Annotated in this window: 15 protein-coding genes; 13 read left to right on the top strand and 2 right to left on the bottom strand. The window is 41.8% G+C overall.

Going from position 1 to position 18,730, the window contains the following annotated elements; genetic code table 11:
* Nucleotides 1–15: 15 nt before the first annotated feature.
* Nucleotides 16–633 (top strand): HD domain-containing protein, encoded by a 618-nt coding sequence (locus HCG69_RS00785; protein WP_221648435.1) that lies wholly within the window; start codon nt 16–18, stop codon nt 631–633.
* A gap of 319 nt (nt 634–952) precedes the next feature.
* On the opposite strand, the gene HCG69_RS00780 is transcribed toward HCG69_RS00785, so the two are convergent.
* Nucleotides 953–1,726 (bottom strand): LytTR family DNA-binding domain-containing protein, encoded by a 774-nt coding sequence (locus HCG69_RS00780; protein ID WP_221648434.1) that lies wholly within the window; start codon nt 1,724–1,726, stop codon nt 953–955.
* Nucleotides 1,723–3,756, bottom strand: coding sequence for a histidine kinase (locus tag HCG69_RS00775; protein ID WP_221648433.1), 2,034 nt, complete (start codon nt 3,754–3,756; stop codon nt 1,723–1,725). Before HCG69_RS00775 ends, HCG69_RS00780 begins: the two co-directional genes overlap by 4 nt.
* A 93-nt stretch (nt 3,757–3,849) precedes the next feature.
* Between HCG69_RS00775 and epsC the strand changes: the two genes are divergently transcribed.
* From epsC to HCG69_RS00715, 12 genes are all read left to right on the top strand, one after another.
* Nucleotides 3,850–4,749, top strand: coding sequence for a serine O-acetyltransferase EpsC (epsC, locus tag HCG69_RS00770; protein WP_002558581.1), 900 nt, complete (start codon nt 3,850–3,852; stop codon nt 4,747–4,749).
* A 130-nt stretch (nt 4,750–4,879) separates the two neighbouring features.
* Nucleotides 4,880–6,223, top strand: coding sequence for a class I SAM-dependent RNA methyltransferase (locus HCG69_RS00765; protein ID WP_221648432.1), 1,344 nt, complete (start codon nt 4,880–4,882; stop codon nt 6,221–6,223).
* A 99-nt stretch (nt 6,224–6,322) separates the two neighbouring features.
* Nucleotides 6,323–8,467, top strand: a complete 2,145-nt coding sequence (locus HCG69_RS00760; RefSeq protein WP_221648431.1) for a S9 family peptidase — start codon at nt 6,323–6,325, stop codon at nt 8,465–8,467.
* Between the two features lie 118 nt (nt 8,468–8,585).
* Nucleotides 8,586–9,860 (top strand): phosphoribosylamine--glycine ligase, encoded by a 1,275-nt coding sequence (gene purD, locus HCG69_RS00755; RefSeq protein ID WP_221648430.1) that lies wholly within the window; start codon nt 8,586–8,588, stop codon nt 9,858–9,860.
* A 47-nt stretch (nt 9,861–9,907) separates the two neighbouring features.
* Nucleotides 9,908–10,912, top strand: coding sequence for a hypothetical protein (locus tag HCG69_RS00750; protein ID WP_221648429.1), 1,005 nt, complete (start codon nt 9,908–9,910; stop codon nt 10,910–10,912).
* Nucleotides 10,897–11,373 carry a YqaA family protein gene (locus HCG69_RS00745; protein WP_221648428.1) on the top strand — a complete coding sequence of 159 codons (477 nt, stop codon included), beginning with the start codon at nt 10,897–10,899 and terminating at the stop codon, nt 11,371–11,373. The genes HCG69_RS00750 and HCG69_RS00745 overlap by 16 nt, the downstream gene beginning before the upstream one ends.
* A gap of 2 nt (nt 11,374–11,375) precedes the next feature.
* Nucleotides 11,376–12,017 carry a tRNA (5-methylaminomethyl-2-thiouridine)(34)-methyltransferase MnmD gene (mnmD, locus tag HCG69_RS00740; RefSeq protein ID WP_221648427.1) on the top strand — a complete coding sequence of 214 codons (642 nt, stop codon included), beginning with the start codon at nt 11,376–11,378 and terminating at the stop codon, nt 12,015–12,017.
* 38 nt (nt 12,018–12,055) lie between these two features.
* On the top strand, nt 12,056–12,940 hold the full coding sequence (locus HCG69_RS00735) for a metal ABC transporter solute-binding protein, Zn/Mn family (RefSeq protein WP_221648426.1): 885 nt from the start codon (nt 12,056–12,058) through the stop codon (nt 12,938–12,940).
* Between the two features lie 12 nt (nt 12,941–12,952).
* Nucleotides 12,953–13,738, top strand: coding sequence for a metal ABC transporter ATP-binding protein (locus HCG69_RS00730; RefSeq protein ID WP_221648425.1), 786 nt, complete (start codon nt 12,953–12,955; stop codon nt 13,736–13,738).
* A gap of 1,044 nt (nt 13,739–14,782) precedes the next feature.
* Nucleotides 14,783–15,412, top strand: coding sequence for a hypothetical protein (locus HCG69_RS00725; protein ID WP_221648424.1), 630 nt, complete (start codon nt 14,783–14,785; stop codon nt 15,410–15,412).
* Nucleotides 15,413–15,490: 78 nt separating this feature from the next.
* Complete coding sequence (locus HCG69_RS00720) at nt 15,491–17,260, top strand: LPP20 family lipoprotein (RefSeq protein ID WP_221648423.1); 1,770 nt, start codon at nt 15,491–15,493, stop codon at nt 17,258–17,260.
* Nucleotides 17,261–17,273: 13 nt separating this feature from the next.
* Nucleotides 17,274–18,722, top strand: a complete 1,449-nt coding sequence (locus HCG69_RS00715; protein ID WP_221648422.1) for a hypothetical protein — start codon at nt 17,274–17,276, stop codon at nt 18,720–18,722.
* Nucleotides 18,723–18,730 lie beyond the last annotated feature (8 nt).

The raw sequence follows: 18,730 nt of genomic DNA, 5'->3' as shown, positions 1-18,730 counted from the left end.
GTAAGATTTTCCCAGATGGACGAACAGTTAAAAGAATACATAGAAACGGTTATTATTCCACAGTATGAATCGTTTGATAAAGCACATAATTTAATGCATGTAAATGCCGTAATAGCGGAGAGTCTGGAACTTGCCAAAGATTACCCTGTACGTGCAGATATGGTATATGTCATTGCCGCCTATCATGACACAGGACTGCACAAAGACAGGGCAACTCATCACCTTATTTCAGGAACTATTCTTGAAAATGACACGAGACTCCGTCAATGGTTTTCTGCCGAAGAAATACAAACAATGAAAGAGGCCGTAGAAGATCATAGAGCTTCTTCAAATCACGAGCCACGCAGCATTTATGGAAAAATTGTAGCCGAAGCAGACAGGATCATAGACCCAGAAATTACATTGAGAAGAACTGTACAATATGGATTAAAACAAAATCCATCAGGAAACAAGGAATGGCATTATGAACGCTTTCTTAATCATCTCCTGAATAAATATGCCGAAGGAGGATATTTAAAACTATGGTTTGAAAACTCAAAGAACGGAGAAAGGCTAAAAGAGTTAAGAGCTCTAATAAATAACCGAAAACAGCTAAAAGAGACTTTTGACAGAATGTTTATGGAAGAAAAATAATCACAAGAGTTATATAAAAAACAAATCTACACCACCATTTCACAACATTCGGTTCGCCTTTTTGTTATAAGTACCAAATGGGCGCTCACAAACAGAACTCATCAATAAAAAAATAGCCGGAGACTTTTTCACAAAAGCTCCGGCTCAACCAGTTACATAGAATTGATCATCTAAAAACCAAAAAACATTCAATTCCTACCTAACATCACAAAGATAACATTAAAAAGGATAATATGAAATACCATTTTTGCGAAAAATGAGTATTTTACCGCAAATCACATATAAAATGTCTAAATAAGTGCTTATACAACAAAAAAAATCAGATAAGACAGAAACGTTCCTGTAATTCTTTCAAAAATCCACGCGAAATACACAGGTCTTTTCGCTCATTAAAAGGGGGATAAAGCTGACATTGCTTGCCATTAATAACAGCCAAATAGCCGACATTAATAATAACCGACTGGCTGATCTGTACAAATGATACTGAATAACTTATAATATCCTCTGCTTTTGTATTCTTTTTAAGACTTAGTTTTGTCTGATTAAAAAGAGTCACCTGCCACTGCCGTTTATCCTTAGAATATTCAAAAAAACCAATTTCCTCAATACGAAGTAGTTTGAAACCAGTTACACTACTGATCATAAACGTATCCCGCTGTGGCAATAACGCAGCGATAGATGCCGAAAATGAAGGAGTAACCTGATGAGTGGCCATTGCCTTCCGGTAGCGTTCTATAATCCCATCTAATTCTTCTGTACCGAAAGGTTTCAATAAGTAATCAAACGCCGACTCCCGCAAAGCCTGAAGTAGATATTTATCATATGCCGTATAGAAAATAACTTTCATATCCCATACAATCTCATCACGCATGTCACTCAGTAGTCTGATACCCAGCACATCCGGCAACTCTATATCCAAAAACAGTAAATCCGGACGTTGTTCCATTATTATTTTCTTCCCTTTAACTCCATTGACAGCTGTACCCCTGATTGACATATCAGGATAAGCCGTAAGCCTCTTTTTCAAATCTTCTGTCGCCGTATAGTCATCATCTATAATTACGACTTTATAAATTTCGTTCATTGTCATCATAAATCATAAGAATATTTGCATGGGATATACACAGAAACACAAGTCCCTGTTTGTTGTCCATCGGCAAGATTTTTTATTTCAAAACAGATCTTCTCTCCCTTATTTTTCTGATTGAGTAACTGGATAGTCTGATAAAGAACTTTCAAACCTGTACCCGTTCCTCTGGAGGGAGATATCATATGGGGAAGATATCCCCTACCATTATCTACAATTATTATCCGAACACCATTGCCTTCAGGAATTACAGAAATAGTAAGCCGCTTCTCTCCTTCGATTCCGGCAAGTCCATGTTTCATAGCATTCTCTACCGGAATCTGTATAATCATAGAAGGAATAATAACCTGTTCTGTATTCAATTTGTCATCGACTGACAATGTCAATATAAAATCATTTCCCAAGCAGATCCGTTCCAAGTTAATATAAGTCTGCACAAAATCCAGTTCTCCCCGAAGCGGAATACTTAACTTTTCGGTTAACTCCAGGCTTTTTCTTAAAAGTTTTACTAAGCCTACCAACCCCTCCCGTTCTTCTTCAGAACCTTTGAAATGACTAATCTCTCTATTCAGTACATTAAAAGTAAAATGAGGCGAAATATGATTACGTATGTTTTCCATGCGAAGACGACTTATCTGGTTCAAATGCCGTTCCTGCAAGAAAGCACGCTTTTTCTTCATCAACCAGTAAAAAACACTCAATGCAGCTATTAAAACGATACAACCAATAGCCCAGATAAACGATGTCAAACGCAACACCTGCATTTCACTCTTTTGCCTCTCTATCACCAATTCACGCCGCATCACAATCGTATCCTGACGATAACGCATGTCAAGTTCCGCTACACGCGTACGAACCCGCTCGTTCCGAATAGAATCATTCAGTGCGACATCCTGCTTCAGATACTCATAAGCACGTCTGTAATCACCTGTACGTTCGTAATAATGCTCCAGATATTGATTCCGGATATTTATCATATTCGCATCAATGTGTACGCCAGGCGTTGCATTGGCAATCAACCTGCCAGCCCGTGAAATATCACCTTGCTTTAAAGCAAGCTCTATCAACTGGGTTTCTATGTAATAAAGTGCTGAACGGTTATTTATCTCCGTGAAATAACGATAGCTGTCATTCAGATAGATTTGAGCCGAGTCCAGTTTACCATTCAACATATAAAGTTCTCCCAGATTTCCTTTACTAAGATTCCGCTCAAAAATCATTTGAGGATAATCATCCAATACATGTAATCCTCTACTGATATAGTATTCGGCTTGTAAGTAATCCTTTTTGTAATAAAAATGATTCCCTCTGTTATTGAGATATCCCCATTTCTCATATGGATTCATTTCCTGATAATAACTTCCTGCCAGTTCATAGTAATAATTGGAAAGTTCAAAATCACGTAACTCCATGTAAGTCTGCCCTAATCCCCAGTAAACAGTCCATTTCTTTGTATCAGGTAACTGGAGTGAATCACAAATAAACAATCCCCTACGATAATAGAAGGCTCCATCGGCATAATTACCCAAATGATTACTGGCATCTGCCAAATTAAAACAAAGTTCGGGAAGATTAAAAACATTATTTCCCAACCGCTGCTCTTCATATGCCTTTCGATAATATGCCAGAGATGAATCAGGCTCTGCTTTCTGTATCCAGTAATTACCGGTCATATTATAAACATTCGTCTTAATATCATGTACGGAAAGAGAATCGGACGCTTCCCTGCAAAAGCGGGAAATTATCTGATTATAATATAGCACAGAGTCAAAGTCAGAAGAGGCAAAGCAAGCTTTTACGTAATGATTCATTAATCTATAGAAAGTAAGACTATCAGTGGCTTTTGCCATTCCGTTACGCAACAGATTACGGGCATACGTATTATTAGCAAATAAAGAATCTCTTGCCTGTTTTTCCAGCGAATCAGTCTGAGTATTCTTTTTTATTGCTTCTCCTGTTTGTGTGTGTTCTCCGCAACCATTGATACACAAGAATAAACAAATTATTGCAAACCCTTTGATGGTTTTATTCCCCATAAACTTCTTTGTTAATAGAATGTCGCAACAAAGATAGAAAAATGTGCATAATATTTCTTACCTTTGTAGCCAATTAATTAGAAAAGGAATCTAATGAGTCCACTAAATTTCACCCACATTCTGACACAGGCAGTCGATGAGCTTTCGGAAAGCGAATCATACAAAGGACTGTTCCATCAACACAAGGACGGCGAGCCCTTGCCTTCGGCACGGGTATTGTGTGACGTCATCGAGCTGGCACGCTCTATTCTTTTCCCTGGATATTTTGGAAATTCTACTATCAACAGTCGTACAATCAACTATCACATAGGGGTTAACATTGAAAGATTATTTGATCTGCTGACTGAGCAGATTTTAGCCGGACTCTGTTTCGGAAGTAATGAAGGATGTGATACCTGCAATGATTCTTTACGAGAAGAAGCTGCCCGCCTGGCTGCTAAATTTATCAGCAAATTACCACACATGCGTCGTGTATTGGCAACAGATGTAGAAGCAGCCTACAATGGTGATCCTGCAGCTCAGAGTTTTGGCGAAGTAATTTGTTGCTATCCAGCTATCAGAGCTATCAGCAACTATCGTATCGCTCACGAACTATTAGAACTGGGAGTACCACTGATCCCCCGTATTATAACAGAAATGGCCCATAGCGAAACAGGTATAGACATTCATCCCGGAGCACAGATAGGTAGTTATTTCACCATTGACCATGGAACGGGTGTGGTAATCGGAGCAACCAGTATCATTGGCAATAACGTAAAACTCTATCAGGGTGTCACACTAGGAGCCAAAAGTTTCCCTCTGGATACTGATGGTAAGCCGATTAAAGGTATTCCCCGCCATCCGATACTGGAGGATAACGTTATAATCTACTCAAATGCAACTATATTAGGACGTATTACCATTGGACGCGATGCCACAGTAGGGGGTAATATCTGGGTAACAGAAGATGTTCCCGCAGGAGCGAGAATCGTACAGACTAAAGCAAAGAAATAATGGCCCAATGTGCGAACATGCCAATGTGCCAATTGAGAGAATCAGATATTAACAATTTGAAAAAATAACAACTTTAACGCGCCAGCCAATTGGCATATCACCACATTGGCATATTGGCACATTATTCATTATGAGCGAACAATTTGAAATGATTGCCAAAACCTTCCAAGGACTGGAAGAAGTACTGGCCGAAGAACTGACAGTGCTGGGAGCAAACGACGTACAAATAGGCCGGCGAATGGTTTCATTCTCCGGAGACAAGGAAATGATGTATAAAGCAAACTTCTGCCTGCGTACTGCCATCCGCATTCTGAAACCAATCAAACATTTCAAGGCCAAAGATGCTGACGAGGTTTATGATCAGATCAAAGCCATTGCCTGGGAGGAAATACTCGATGTAAACAAAACATTCGCTGTAGATGCCGTCGTATTTAGTGATGAATTCCGTCATTCTAAGTTCGTTTCTTACAAAGTTAAAGATGCCATTGTCGACTATTTCCGTGAGTTGAATGGTAAACGTCCGTCCGTTCGCATTAATAGACCGGATGTATTACTGAACATTCATATTGCGCAAACCACCTGTACCCTTTCACTAGATTCCTCCGGTGAATCACTTCACCGCCGCGGCTATCGTCAGGAAGCTGTAGAAGCACCACTCAATGAAGTTCTTGCTGCCGGAATGATTCTGATGACGGGATGGAGAGGAGAATGTGACCTTATTGACCCGATGTGCGGTTCAGGTACCATCCCTGTAGAAGCTGCATTGATTGCCCGTAACATTGCTCCGGGAGTATTCCGTAAGGAGTTCGCATTTGAAAAATGGGTGGATTTTGATCAGGATATGTTTGATAATCTATATAATGACGATAGCCAGGAACGTGAATTCACACACAAAATATATGGCTATGATAATAACCCTAAGGCAAACGAAATAGCCACACACAATGTGAAGGCAGCAGGGGTTTCTAAAGATATCATTCTGAAGTTACAACCCTTCCAGCAATTTGAGCAACCGGCAGAAAAATCTATCATCATCACCAACCCTCCTTACGGTGAACGTATTTCTACCAATGATCTTTTAGGATTATACAGCATGATTGGCGAACGTCTGAAGCACGCTTTCGTTGGAAATGATGCCTGGGTACTCTCCTATCGTGAGGAATGCTTCGACCAGATCGGCCTGAAACCCAGTCAAAAAACGCCATTATTCAACGGAGCATTGGAATGTGAGTTCCGCAAATATCAGATATTCGACGGAAAGTACAAAGAGTTCAAAGGCCAGGAAGGCGAAGAAGAAAATAAAGAAGGTGCTCCCAAAGAAAAAAGAGAATTTAAACTTCGCCGTGAAGAGGGCGGACGTAGCTTTTCAAGTGACAGAGACAGAAAACCGAGAGAAGGACGAAACTTCAACGGAGACAGAAAGCCAAAGGAGTTTAAGAAGAACTGGGAACCGAGAGGTGATAAGAAGGAATAATAGATGAACTTGTTATCATAGAAACTAAGATATACGAAATCAGAAGTCAGAAAGTAATGCTGGATTGGTTCAAGAATAAAGATAAAAAACAAGAAGATAATGAATAAAAGAGGCTATCTATTATTAATAGGGTTGCTTCAAGCTCTATTTATCACGAACGTTATGGCACAAGAATTAAAAACTCCTACGCTGGAAGATCTAATTCCAGGTGGTGAAACATATCGTTATGCAGAAAACCTTTATGGGCTACAATGGTGGGGTGATGAATGTATAAAACCAGACATAGATACCCTGTTTGTTATTAATCCAAAGACGGGAAAAGCAAAGATTATCACTACACGGGAGATTGTAAACAAAGTATTGGAAGAAAACCAGTCCGGAAAAATACAACACTTCCACTCTGTCAGCTTTCCCTGGTCTGACAAAGAGCAAATGCTGATTAAGCTACCCGGTAAATATATTGTTTACGACTTCAAAAGCAACCAAATAGTTTCCACAACAGCTCTGAAAAAAGAGGCTGCCAATCAGGATTACTGCACTACCACCGGAAATGTCGCTTATACAGTAGGCAACAATCTGTATATAAACGAAAATGCAATAACCGATGAATCCGAAGGTGTTGTCTGCGGGCAGTCTGTACATCGTAATGAGTTTGGCATCAGCAAAGGCACTTTCTGGAGTCCGAAAGGCAACTTGCTGGCATTTTATCGCATGGATGAAAGCATGGTTACAAAGTATCCACTGGTAGATATCACTCAACGTATAGCAGAAGTGAACAACATTCGTTATCCGATGGCAGGTATGACCAGCCATTTGGTAACAATAGGTATTCATAATCCTTCCAACGGAAAAACACTTTACCTGAAAGCCGGAGACCCGACTGACCGCTATTTTACCAATATCAGCTGGGCACCGGATGAGAAAAGTCTCTACCTTATAGAATTGAACCGGGATCAAAATCAGGCTAAACTCTGCCAGTACAACGCAGAAACAGGTGAGCTGATGGCAACACTTTTCGAAGAAACACATCCCAAATATGTAGAGCCTCAACAACCCATTGTTTTTCTCCCCTGGGATGCTACAAAATTCATTTATCAAAGCCAACGTGACGGTTTCAACCACCTGTATCTGTATGACACCACAGGCAAACAAATCAAGCAACTGACAGAAGGTAAATGGTTGGTCAGTGATATACTGGGATTCAACGAAAAAAAGAAAGAAGTTCTTTTTAGTGCCAACGACGCTACAGGACGAAATAACTTTTCTGTGAATATAAAAACAGGAAAAAGGAGTTTACCTTTCAGTATGCATACTACCACTGAAGGTGTACACAATGCTATTGCAAGTAAGTCGGGACGCTATGTGATTGACAATTATTCAACCCCTACCCTACCCAGAAAGATTGATATCATTGATACTCAGACAGGCAAAAGCGTTAACCTGCTTACTGCTTCCAATCCATTCCTTGGCTTCAAAATGCCGATTATCGAAACCGGTACAATCAAAGCCGCAGACGGTGTAACCGATATCTATTACCGCCTTATCAAACCTGCTGATATGGATCCGAATAAAAAGTATCCTGCCATTGTATATGTATACGGAGGTCCGCATGCACAGATGGTAACCGGAGGCTGGCAGAATGGCGCCCGCGGCTGGGATATCTATATGGCAAACAAAGGGTACATCATGTTCACTATTGACAATCGCGGCAGTTCCAATCGCGGATTAGAGTTTGAGAATGTAACTTTCCGTCATTTAGGTATTGAAGAAGGAAAAGATCAGGTAAAAGGAGTCGAATATTTACAAAGCCTTCCTTATGTAGACGGCAATCGTATCGGTGTGCATGGTTGGAGTTTTGGAGGTCATATGACTACCGCTTTGTTGCTTCGCTATCCGGAAATCTTCAAAGTAGGTGTGGCAGGTGGCCCGGTGATAGACTGGGCATATTATGAGATAATGTACGGAGAGCGTTATATGGACACTCCACAAAGTAACCCGGAAGGATATGAACAATGCAATCTGAAAAATCTCGCCGGCAATCTGAAGGGACATTTACTCATTATCCATGACGATCATGATGATACTTGCGTGCCTCAGCATACATTATCTTTTATGAAGGCATGCATAGATGCCCGTACGTATCCGGATCTTTTCATTTATCCCGGACATAAGCACAATGTAATGGGACGTGACCGCATACATCTGCACGAAAAGATAACCCGTTATTTTGAAGATAACCTGTAACAATGGGCAATAGCCGATTGAAAAAGAAACGAGAGAATAATAATAATAATAACAAGCGCTACATATCCGATGCCAACATTGGCATATTGGCATATTGGCCCATTAACCAATTATTGATATGAAACTGTTACTCTTAGGTTCGGGCGGCCGTGAACACGCTCTGGCGTGGAAAATAGCTCAAAGTCCCAAAGTAGAAAAGCTATACATCGCCCCCGGTAATGCCGGCACCTCTTCTGTAGGCGAAAACGTGAACATCAAAGCTACCGATTTTAATGCATTAAAAGCATTCGTTCTTAAGGAAAATATCAGTATGATTGTAGTTGGTCCCGAAGACCCGCTGGTTGAAGGTATTTACGACTACTTTCAGGGAAATCCTGAGACACAGCACATTGCCATCATCGGGCCTACCCGCGAAGGAGCACGCCTGGAAGGTAGTAAAGAGTTTGCCAAAGAGTTTATGCAACGTCATAATATCCCTACCGCACGCTATAAAAGTATCACAGCCGACACACTGGAAGAAGGTTTTGCTTTCCTCGAAACACTGGAAGCTCCCTATGTTCTGAAAGCTGACGGACTTTGTGCCGGAAAAGGCGTTCTGATCCTCCCTACTTTAGATGAAGCTAAAAAGGAGCTGAAAGAGATGCTTAGCGGCATGTTTGGCGATGCTTCGGCAACGGTAGTCATTGAAGAATTCCTCAGTGGTATTGAATGTAGTGTATTTGTGCTGACAGATAGCGAACATTACAAAATACTCCCTGTAGCCAAAGACTACAAACGTATCGGCGAAGGTGACAAGGGACTTAATACCGGTGGTATGGGAAGCGTTACGCCTGTTCCATTCGCCAATGATGAATTCATGGAAAAAGTACGTACGCGTATTATCGAACCTACTGTAAATGGTTTGAAAGAAGAAGGCATTCTTTACAAAGGCTTCATCTTCCTGGGGTTGATAAAAGTAAAAGGAGAACCAATGGTTATTGAATATAATGTTCGTATGGGCGATCCTGAGACAGAAAGCGTTATGCTACGTGTCAAGAGTGACCTCGTAGATCTCTTTGAAGGTGTAGCAGAGAAGAACCTCGACACAAAAACACTGGAAATAGACCCACGTACGGCTGCTTGTGTAATGTTGGTAAGCGGCGGTTATCCGGAAGCTTACGAAAAAGGATTTCCTATCACCGGCTTCGATCAGGCTGCTGCTACAGACAGTATCCTATTCCATGCAGGTACTACCCTGAAAGACGGACAAGTAGTAACCAGCGGCGGACGTGTCATTGCTATTAGTTCGTATGGAAGTACTAAAGAAGAAGCACTGGCAAAAAGCTATAAAGTGGCTGAAATGGTACAGTTCGAAAAGAAGAATCTTCGAAGAGATATTGGTTTTGATCTGTAGTGAGGAAAGGTTATAACCCTATAACATCATAACTTTATAACCCTATAATGAGAAATAATAGACTACAAGGTCGGGTGACAGCAGGACGGTTTACATTGCCTGTTGTCATTCTTATCTGCACCATCTGCTGGATAAGTACTTCCTTTCTTTTGCCCGACATGAGTTCAGCAAAAGAGACGGGATACGCTTTGTGGCAATCTATTTGTACTTCCTGCCTGCCTTCCTGGGCAAACAGAATTATCAGCTTCATGCTATACGCCTCTATCGGTTATTTCTTGATTGAGCTAAACAACACATTCACTATTATCCGCATGCGCGCCTCGGTGCAGACCTCGCTTTACTTTCTTTTAGTTACCATCTGTCCAGGTATGCATTTGCTGTATGCAGGCGATATAGCTGCCGTAGCTTTTCTTATCTCATTGTTTTTCCTATTCAAGAGCTACCAGCAGCCTTACCCGGTGAGTTATATATTCCATTCCTTCGCCTTCATCGGTGCAGGAAGTTTATTATTTCCACAATTACTCTACTTCATCCCCCTTTGGCTGATAGGAGCTTATTCGTTTCAGTCACTCACAATACGCAGCTTCTGCGGAGCTATTATCGGAATAAGTCTTCCCTACTGGTTCTTATTGGGGCATGCCTTCTTTTACGGACAGATGGAATTATTCTACCAACCATTTATCGAATTGGTTCATTTCCAACCGATAGAATTGGGTAAGAATCTACAGCTTTGGGAACTTGTTACATTGATTTATCTGTTTATCCTCTTCATTGTCAGTGCTGCCCATTGTATTATTAGCGGATATGAAGATAAAATACGAACGCGTTCCTATCTGCATTTCCTGATATTCCTGAACTTCTGTATCTTCCTGTTCATTTTCCTGCAACCCATACACTGTATGGATCTGTTGTCACTCCTTCTGACCGGTGTCAGCATTCTCGTAGGACATCTTTTTGTATTGACCAGCAGCAAGACTTCTAACGTATTCTTTATCGGTTCCACCATCGGATTAATCCTCTTATTCTGCTTCAACGTATGGACGCTTTTATAAACTCAGTGATACAGCTACTTATCGACTGGGGTATTCCTGGTTTGTTTCTTTCTGCCTTACTGGCAGGAAGCATTGTCCCGTTCAGTTCCGAACTGGTGTTGGTAGCATTAGTAGAAGTAGGGTTAAACCCGGTCGCCTGTGTGCTCGCTGCTGCATTGGGAAATACTTTGGGTGGTATGACCTGCTATTATATGGGACATCTCGGCAAGGTAGACTGGATAGAGAAATACTTTAAAGTAAAAAAGGAGAAAGTAGACCGTATGGAGGCATTTCTGCAAGGCAAAGGGGCACTTATGGCATTTTTTGCTTTCCTTCCGTTTGTAGGGGAGGTGATTGCCATTGCACTGGGGTTCATGCGCAGCAATGTATGGCTTACGACGATTTCTATGTTTGCCGGTAAACTGATACGCTATATTCTCATGTTGCTTGCATTGAAAGGCATTATCAATTTCGTTTTATAATCATGAAACGGGTTATCGAACAAACAGCCGACGGGAGTGCTACTCTTTTCGTTCCGGAATTGAACGAGCACTATCATTCCGTGAAAGGTGCACGTACAGAATCCCAACATATCTTTATTGATATGGGCCTGAGTGCCTCTGAAGTGACCGAACCGCATATCCTCGAAATAGGTTTCGGAACAGGTTTGAATGCTCTGCTGACACTCGAAACTGCAGAAGCGACTCAAAGAAAAGTACATTACACCGGAATTGAGCTCTATCCCCTCTCCTGGGAAATGATAGAACCACTGGGCTATAGTGACAATCCGTTATTCAAAACGCTACATATTATTCCCTGGGAAGAGGATGCAATAATAACCCCCTATTTTACGTTAAGAAAAGTACAAGCTGACTTTACAACGTTTACTACGGATTGCTCGTTTGACATTATTTACTTCGATGCTTTTGCTCCCGAAAAGCAACCGGAGATGTGGTCACAAGAACTATTCGACCGGCTACACGTTAGATTAAGCGAGAAAGGCATACTCACCACCTACTGTGCCAAAGGAGTAGTACGCCGGATGCTCCAGACAGCAGGATTTACAGTAGAACGTCTCCCCGGCCCTCCGGGAGGAAAACGGGAAATACTGAGAGCAAGAAAATAAAACTGCCGGAGGGAAAATATACTAAACCCAAAGAACATATGAAACATATACCTCTTCTTCTGATAATCGTTCTTCTGGCTTCCTGCAACATGGGTAAGTCCGGGAAGAATCAAGATAATGGGAAACCCGTCATCACCGTCACCATAGAGCCTCAACGCTATTTTACCGAGGCTATTGCCGGAGATAAATTCGATATTATCAGTATCGTACCCAAAGGCAGTAGTCCTGAAACCTACGATCCTACCCCCCAGCAACTCGTTTCGCTGGGAGACAGTAAAGCATATCTACGTATCGGTTATATCGGTTTTGAACAAGTATGGATGGACCGCCTGATAAACAATACTCCGCATATACAGATCTTCGATACTTCCAAAGATATTGATCTTATCCTCGGAGAGGCACACGACCATGGCGATCACCAGCATGCCGGTGGAGTAGAACCGCACATCTGGAACTCAACCAATAATGCACTGATCATTGCCCGTAACACCTACAAGGCTCTCTGCCAGCTTGACAAAGAGAATGAGGCTTATTATCTGAACCGCTATGACAGCCTTTGCCAACGCATTATGCACACCGATAGCATCATCAGGAAAACCCTGCAACAGCCTGGTACAGCCCAAAGTTTTATGATTTACCATCCGGCTCTCTCCTATTTTGCCCGTGACTACGGTTTGCAACAGATTAGCATTGAAGAAGGCGGAAAAGAACCTTCACCTGCTCATTTGAAGGATCTGGTAGACCTTTGTCGCCAGGAAGATGTCCGTATCATTTTCATACAACCGGAATTTGACCGCCGCAATGCAGAAATTATTGCCAGGGAAACCGGTACTGACATCGTCCCTATCAACCCGCTGAGTTATGACTGGGAAACCGAAATGCAGGCTGTTGCTCAGGCACTAACGGATCATAACAAGAAATAAGATTCTCCCAATATGGCACAACCGATTATAGAAGTTCGTGGACTCTCCGCCGGATATGATGGTCGTACAGTATTGCACGACGTTAATCTCACTGTATATGAACGTGACTTCTTAGGAATTATCGGACCGAATGGAGGTGGAAAGACAACCCTTATCAGATGTATTTTGGGATTGCTGAAACCTACAGCCGGAAAAATCACTTATTATGGAGCAGATCACTCACAACTCCCGGCACTCAACTCCCAGTTTTTTATGGGTTATTTGCCTCAATACAACACAATAGACCGCAAATTTCCCATCTCTGTAGAAGAAGTAATACTCTCCGGACTGAGTTCTAAAAAATCGCTTATCAGCAAGTTTACAACCCGGCAGCACGAAAAAGTTCATGCTGTCATCGCCCGTATGGGACTGGAAGGTCTGGAGAAACGTGCCATCGGACAACTCAGTGGCGGACAATTGCAACGTGCCCTGTTAGGACGTGCCATTGTCAGCGATCCATCCGTTCTCATTCTCGACGAACCAAGTACTTATATCGACAAACGTTTTGAAGCCCGTCTTTATGAGCTTCTGGCAGAGATAAACAAGGAATGCTCCATTATCCTTGTCAGCCATGACATTGGTACGGTATTACAGCAGGTAAAGTCTATCGCCTGCGTCAACGAAACGCTGGATTATCATCCAGACACAGGTGTCACAACAGAGTGGCTGGAACGTAATTTCAATTGCCCTATCGAATTATTGGGTCACGGAACGTTGCCTCATCGCATATTGGGGGAACATCACCATCATCATGATTAAAAAAAGCCCGAAGAACCCTGCTCACATTCGTTCATTAGCATGTAGAAGAAGCTAAATAGCTTTGTGTTTTCTATAGGCACACGGATGAAACTGGTAAAACGGATGATGACAGATCAGATTTTCTTACTTCTTGATTACCAATAAATAAAATAAAAAGATCCGTTATCATCTGTCCGATCTGTTTTATCTCGTATGCCATAAAAGTAGAATACAGTTTGATTCAAATCAGATCAGTAACGAAGATTATGGCTCTATCTTTTCGGTGACGAAAGTGCCCATAGACGGCATCGTTACCCTTGTCCGGTATTGTACTTTGTCTTTCTCAGAAAGGAACATTCTTTTCCTCGGTGTGCAGCATTGTTTTACATGTACATGTTTCACTGCGTTACATGTACATGTAAAACAGCGTTACACACCGAAGCTTCATACGTTACTCTACGAGAGGGGGGGGTATCGATTACCGTACGCTCCACCGGAGTAAATAAAAACACAGCAGCCACCGGATTTTATAATCAGACATCTGCTAATCTTGTAATACACTCCGTATTCATTCAGCCCCCTGTCAGCTCAACGGTAAAAGCCATCTCCCTCCAAGGTTATACACTCTTTAGCACAAAGACAGCCGAGGCAGTTACCCACATAAACCATCTGCCCGAGGGTCCTTGCATCATACTGGTTGACCATACTGCATACAAAGTTTACGTTCACAAATAAAACTTTGTACAGAAATACGACACAAAGAAGATATAAATATAAAATTATTCATACCTTTGTCCACGTTACATGATTCCTTCATGTAACGATTTGTATTCATAAACAAACAATTAACAGAAACGTTATGCTAAATTACTGCTAATAAGACAGATGTATATTATAATTGAATAAAGATATCCTATTTCAACTTTTCGTACCACGTCACATACATTACATATTCAGTTACTTATATCTCCAGTTCCAATAGATCAGTTAGTATACAGTTCCACGTTTCCTTAAATATTTAAACTTGTTGTAGGAGCGGCAACAGGCAGAAAATGAAAAAAAACAATGAAAAAGATCACATTCCTCTTGTTGGTATTTGCAGTTTTTACAACTGGATTTGCACAGAACAAAGTATTAAACAAGGCTTTGAAGAAAGAGTACAAATCGAAGATGAAAGAGTATAAGAATGAAGGCTGGAAGATAACGGCCTCTTCCCGAAGTCTGGACGTAGCTCTTTTGCTACATTATGAAAAACTAACGGATGCCAACAGCCATGAACTGGTAGGAGCAGTCTCCAATTGCCGTTCTATCAACGTGTGCCGGCAGGCTGCACTGAACAATGCAGCAGCTTATTATGCATCTTTAGCAGGTTCACACTTGAAGGGCCGGGTTGTTACCGACCTGGCAACAGACCAATCCGGCACAGACAGCAGTGCGGAATTCGACAAAATGTATGCCGCTTATGAGCGCCTGGTAGAAAAAGAAATAAAAGGAGAAATACAAGAAAGCTACACCATTTCACGCACAGGCAAAGATGGGCAGAAAGAGTTGCAAACCTATTATATTGTGAATGAAGATGCCGCCACTAAAGCACGTGTGCGCGCCTGGGAAAATGCAAAAAAAGAATCGGAAGCTGCCCAGAAGTATGCTACCGAAGTTTCAGACTTTATTAACGAAGGATTTCCCGTGGAATAATCTTTGCATAGTCTTAAATCAATGAATCGCAAACAAACTCTCATAATTCTATTTTGGGCTATATCCATCCCAATGGTTATGGCCCAGAACATAGAACAAATAAAAGCCGATAGAGAGCACTTTCTCTATGGAGAAGGATGGGGAGAAACACTGAAACTGGCTGATAATGCTGCACTGTCAGAGCTGACAAGCAAAATATCGGTCAATGTTCAAAGTGACTTCTCTACTGTAGAGCATGAAGGTACACAAGGAACCTCCTTCATTTCAGAAACAGACTATCATTCAGTGATCAACACCTATTCTCAATCTACATTGACCAACACAGAGCGCATTGTGCTCAAAAACGAGCCCGATGCACACGTCTTCCGCTATATTCGCAAAAGTGAAATTAACCGTATCTTTGAAGGCAGAAAAAATAAAATCATAGAACTGGCAGGTATTGCCGAGGCTGCCGACGAAAAGAATCAAGTGGATGATGCATTGCGTTACTATTATTGGAGCTACGTATTATTGAAAAGTATGCGCTATCCCAACGAAGTAAAATATGTGGATGCAGATTCGGACGAACAATTGTTGGCTACCTGGCTACCCTACCGCATCAATCAGATTCTGGGAGCGCTTTCGGTAGAATACAGAAAGCGGAATGATTCAGACCAGAATGTGGCCGAACTTTATTTTTCATATAAAGGGCAACCGGTACGGAGCGTAGAGTACACCTTCTTTGACGGAATAGACTGGAGCAATGTCTATAGTGCCCGGGACGGTGTGGGGATCATAGAACTCCGTCCACAATCGCCGGATAATATTCAGGTGAAGTTTGAGTACGAGTGCTACGGAGAAGCTTTGATAGACAGCGAAATCGGTGAAGTGCTGAAAGCTGTGAAAGGAGAAGTATTTCGCAAAGCCTATGCTTCTGTCAATATGGGTAACCACCAGATGACACCGAATGCACAGGAAGAACCGAATCATTCACAACACATGACTAAAAAAGAGACACATGCAAGTGCTACTCTGAGCATGGACAATAGTAGTACCGGAATCTACAGAGATATTGTAAGCAAAGTCAGTAAAGCGATTCTTGCCAAAAGCTATGCCACCGTAAAAGATTATTTTACAGCAGAAGGCTACGGAATCTTTGAAAAGCTGATAAAGTATGGACAAGCCAGATTAGTAGGAACTCCGCAATTAGCCTACTTCCCTACAGATAAAGAAGTATATTGCCGCAATCTGATGATGAGCTTTTCCTTTGCTAATAATGCCCGAAAATTCGTAGAGAACGTCACGTTTACTTTCAATCCGCAGCACAAAATCACCAATATCACCTTCGGGCTGGACAAGCAGGCTACGGATGACATTTTAAGAAAAGACTCCTGGGACAATGCATCAAAGATGGTGCTTATTAACTTTCTGGAAAACTATAAAACGGCTTATGCTTTAAAACGATGGGACTATATTAATAGCATCTTCAGCGACGATGCACTTATTATTACCGGACGCGTAATGAAACGCGCCGCTCTGGGCAAAGAAGAGATGATGGGCAATAATAAATATGTAGAGTTCACCCGGCAGAACAAGACGAACTACATGAAGCGTCTGAAACAGACCTTTCAGCGGAATGAGTTTATCAACCTTCGCTTTGCCGATAATGAGCTGACAAAAATGGGGAAAAGCGGTGAATTATATGGCATTCAGATTAAGCAAGACTATTTCTCCACATACTATGGTGACACCGGATACCTCTTCCTGATGGTTGATTTGAACAAGCCCGAAGAGCCGATCATCCATGTGAGAACCTGGCAACCGGAACGCGATCCAGACTTTGGAGTAATAGGCCCGGGACATTTTTAACCCGAATAAGAAAATGAAAAGAAACACACTAACATTTGCTATTCTATTGGCAGCATGCACTCCAATGCCCCATGCACAAGAGAGCCAACAAAAATACGGTCAGTTCCGTAGCCAGATGATGAACGAATATCAAGACTTCAGACATTCTATTTTGTCGGACTACGACCAGTTTCTTGAAGGCACATGGAAAGAATACAAGAGATTTGCCGGCCAAAAAGCAGATCCAACCCCTAAGCCGTCAACAATACCTGCGGCTACGGATGAAACAACAATCACTCCGGAAGGAAAAGAAATCAGAGTAGATGCTCCCGAAGTGTATTCACCAGCAAAGCCCGTTGTAAAGCCAGCCCCTATCTTACCTTCTATCCCTCCTCCCACTTTGGCAGAAAAGCAAGTGACAGTTAACTTTTATGGATTACAGCTCACTTTACCGGATAAAAAGACGGTACCCTCTATTCCACTCACAGGAAATAAAGAGATAGCAGGCTTCTGGCGCCAATTAAAAGAGAACAGAATGGATCAGGTGGCACATTCCATGCTTCTTTACAAACAGCAAAACAGATGGAACGACTATATGTACTATCTACTTGTGAAAGAATACACTTCAACCACAATACCCGACAATGAGTCTGCACGTTTTGTGCAGATGCTCTTTCTGATGGTATACAGCGGTTTTGATGCCCGTATGGGAACTTGTGATGGGATACCCGTACTATTGTTGCCTTTTTCGGAGCAGATATACGCACGTACCTTCATTCGTGAAAGAGGGATGAACTACTATCTGTTCTCAGAACATAAAGTTTCCTACACAAGCAGCATATCTTCGTATGAGTTGCCAGACGACGACAATGACCTGAAACCTCTCAGCACCTTTCTCCCCAATGACATCCGGTTACCGATGGATGCGAAAAACTTTGCGTGGAGTGACGGCCGGCTTTCTATTACAGGAACAGTAAATCGCAACCTGATAAAGCTGTTGGACGAATTGCCGCAAATGAACAATATTACTTATGCCATGCCAGTGCTGGATACAGCCTGTCGTCAGCAAGTGTTGACCGAACTTCGCAAGCAACTGGAAAGGAAAGGACAAAAAGAAGCATTGGAAGCTCTTTTGCATTTTGTTCAATATGCTTTTCCTTATGCCACAGACCAGGAGCAGTTTAACCGTGAAAAGCCCTTCTTTTTTGAAGAAATACTTTACTATCCTAAATGCGATTGCGAAGATCGTGCCATCTTCTTTTCCTTTTTAGTACGGCAACTCTTACGGCTGGATTGCCACTTACTGGACTATCCGGGCCATATTGCCGTTGCAGTAGCTTTAGAAAGTGGTGGTACCGGCAGTCACTACATGTATAATGGAAAAACATTTTATATAACTGACCCCACTTACATCGGAGCGGGAATTGGAATGTGTATGCCGGACTATCAGGGTGCAAAGCCCGAATTATTGATCTTAAAATGAATAGAAAT

Origin of the sequence: Bacteroides sp. K03 (genome assembly GCF_019734355.1) — a bacterium.
Lineage (GTDB): Bacteria > Bacteroidota > Bacteroidia > Bacteroidales > Bacteroidaceae > Bacteroides > Bacteroides nordii.
The sequence above is the reverse complement of the archived record's forward strand: the minus strand, read 5'-3'. Positions and strand labels throughout refer to the sequence as shown.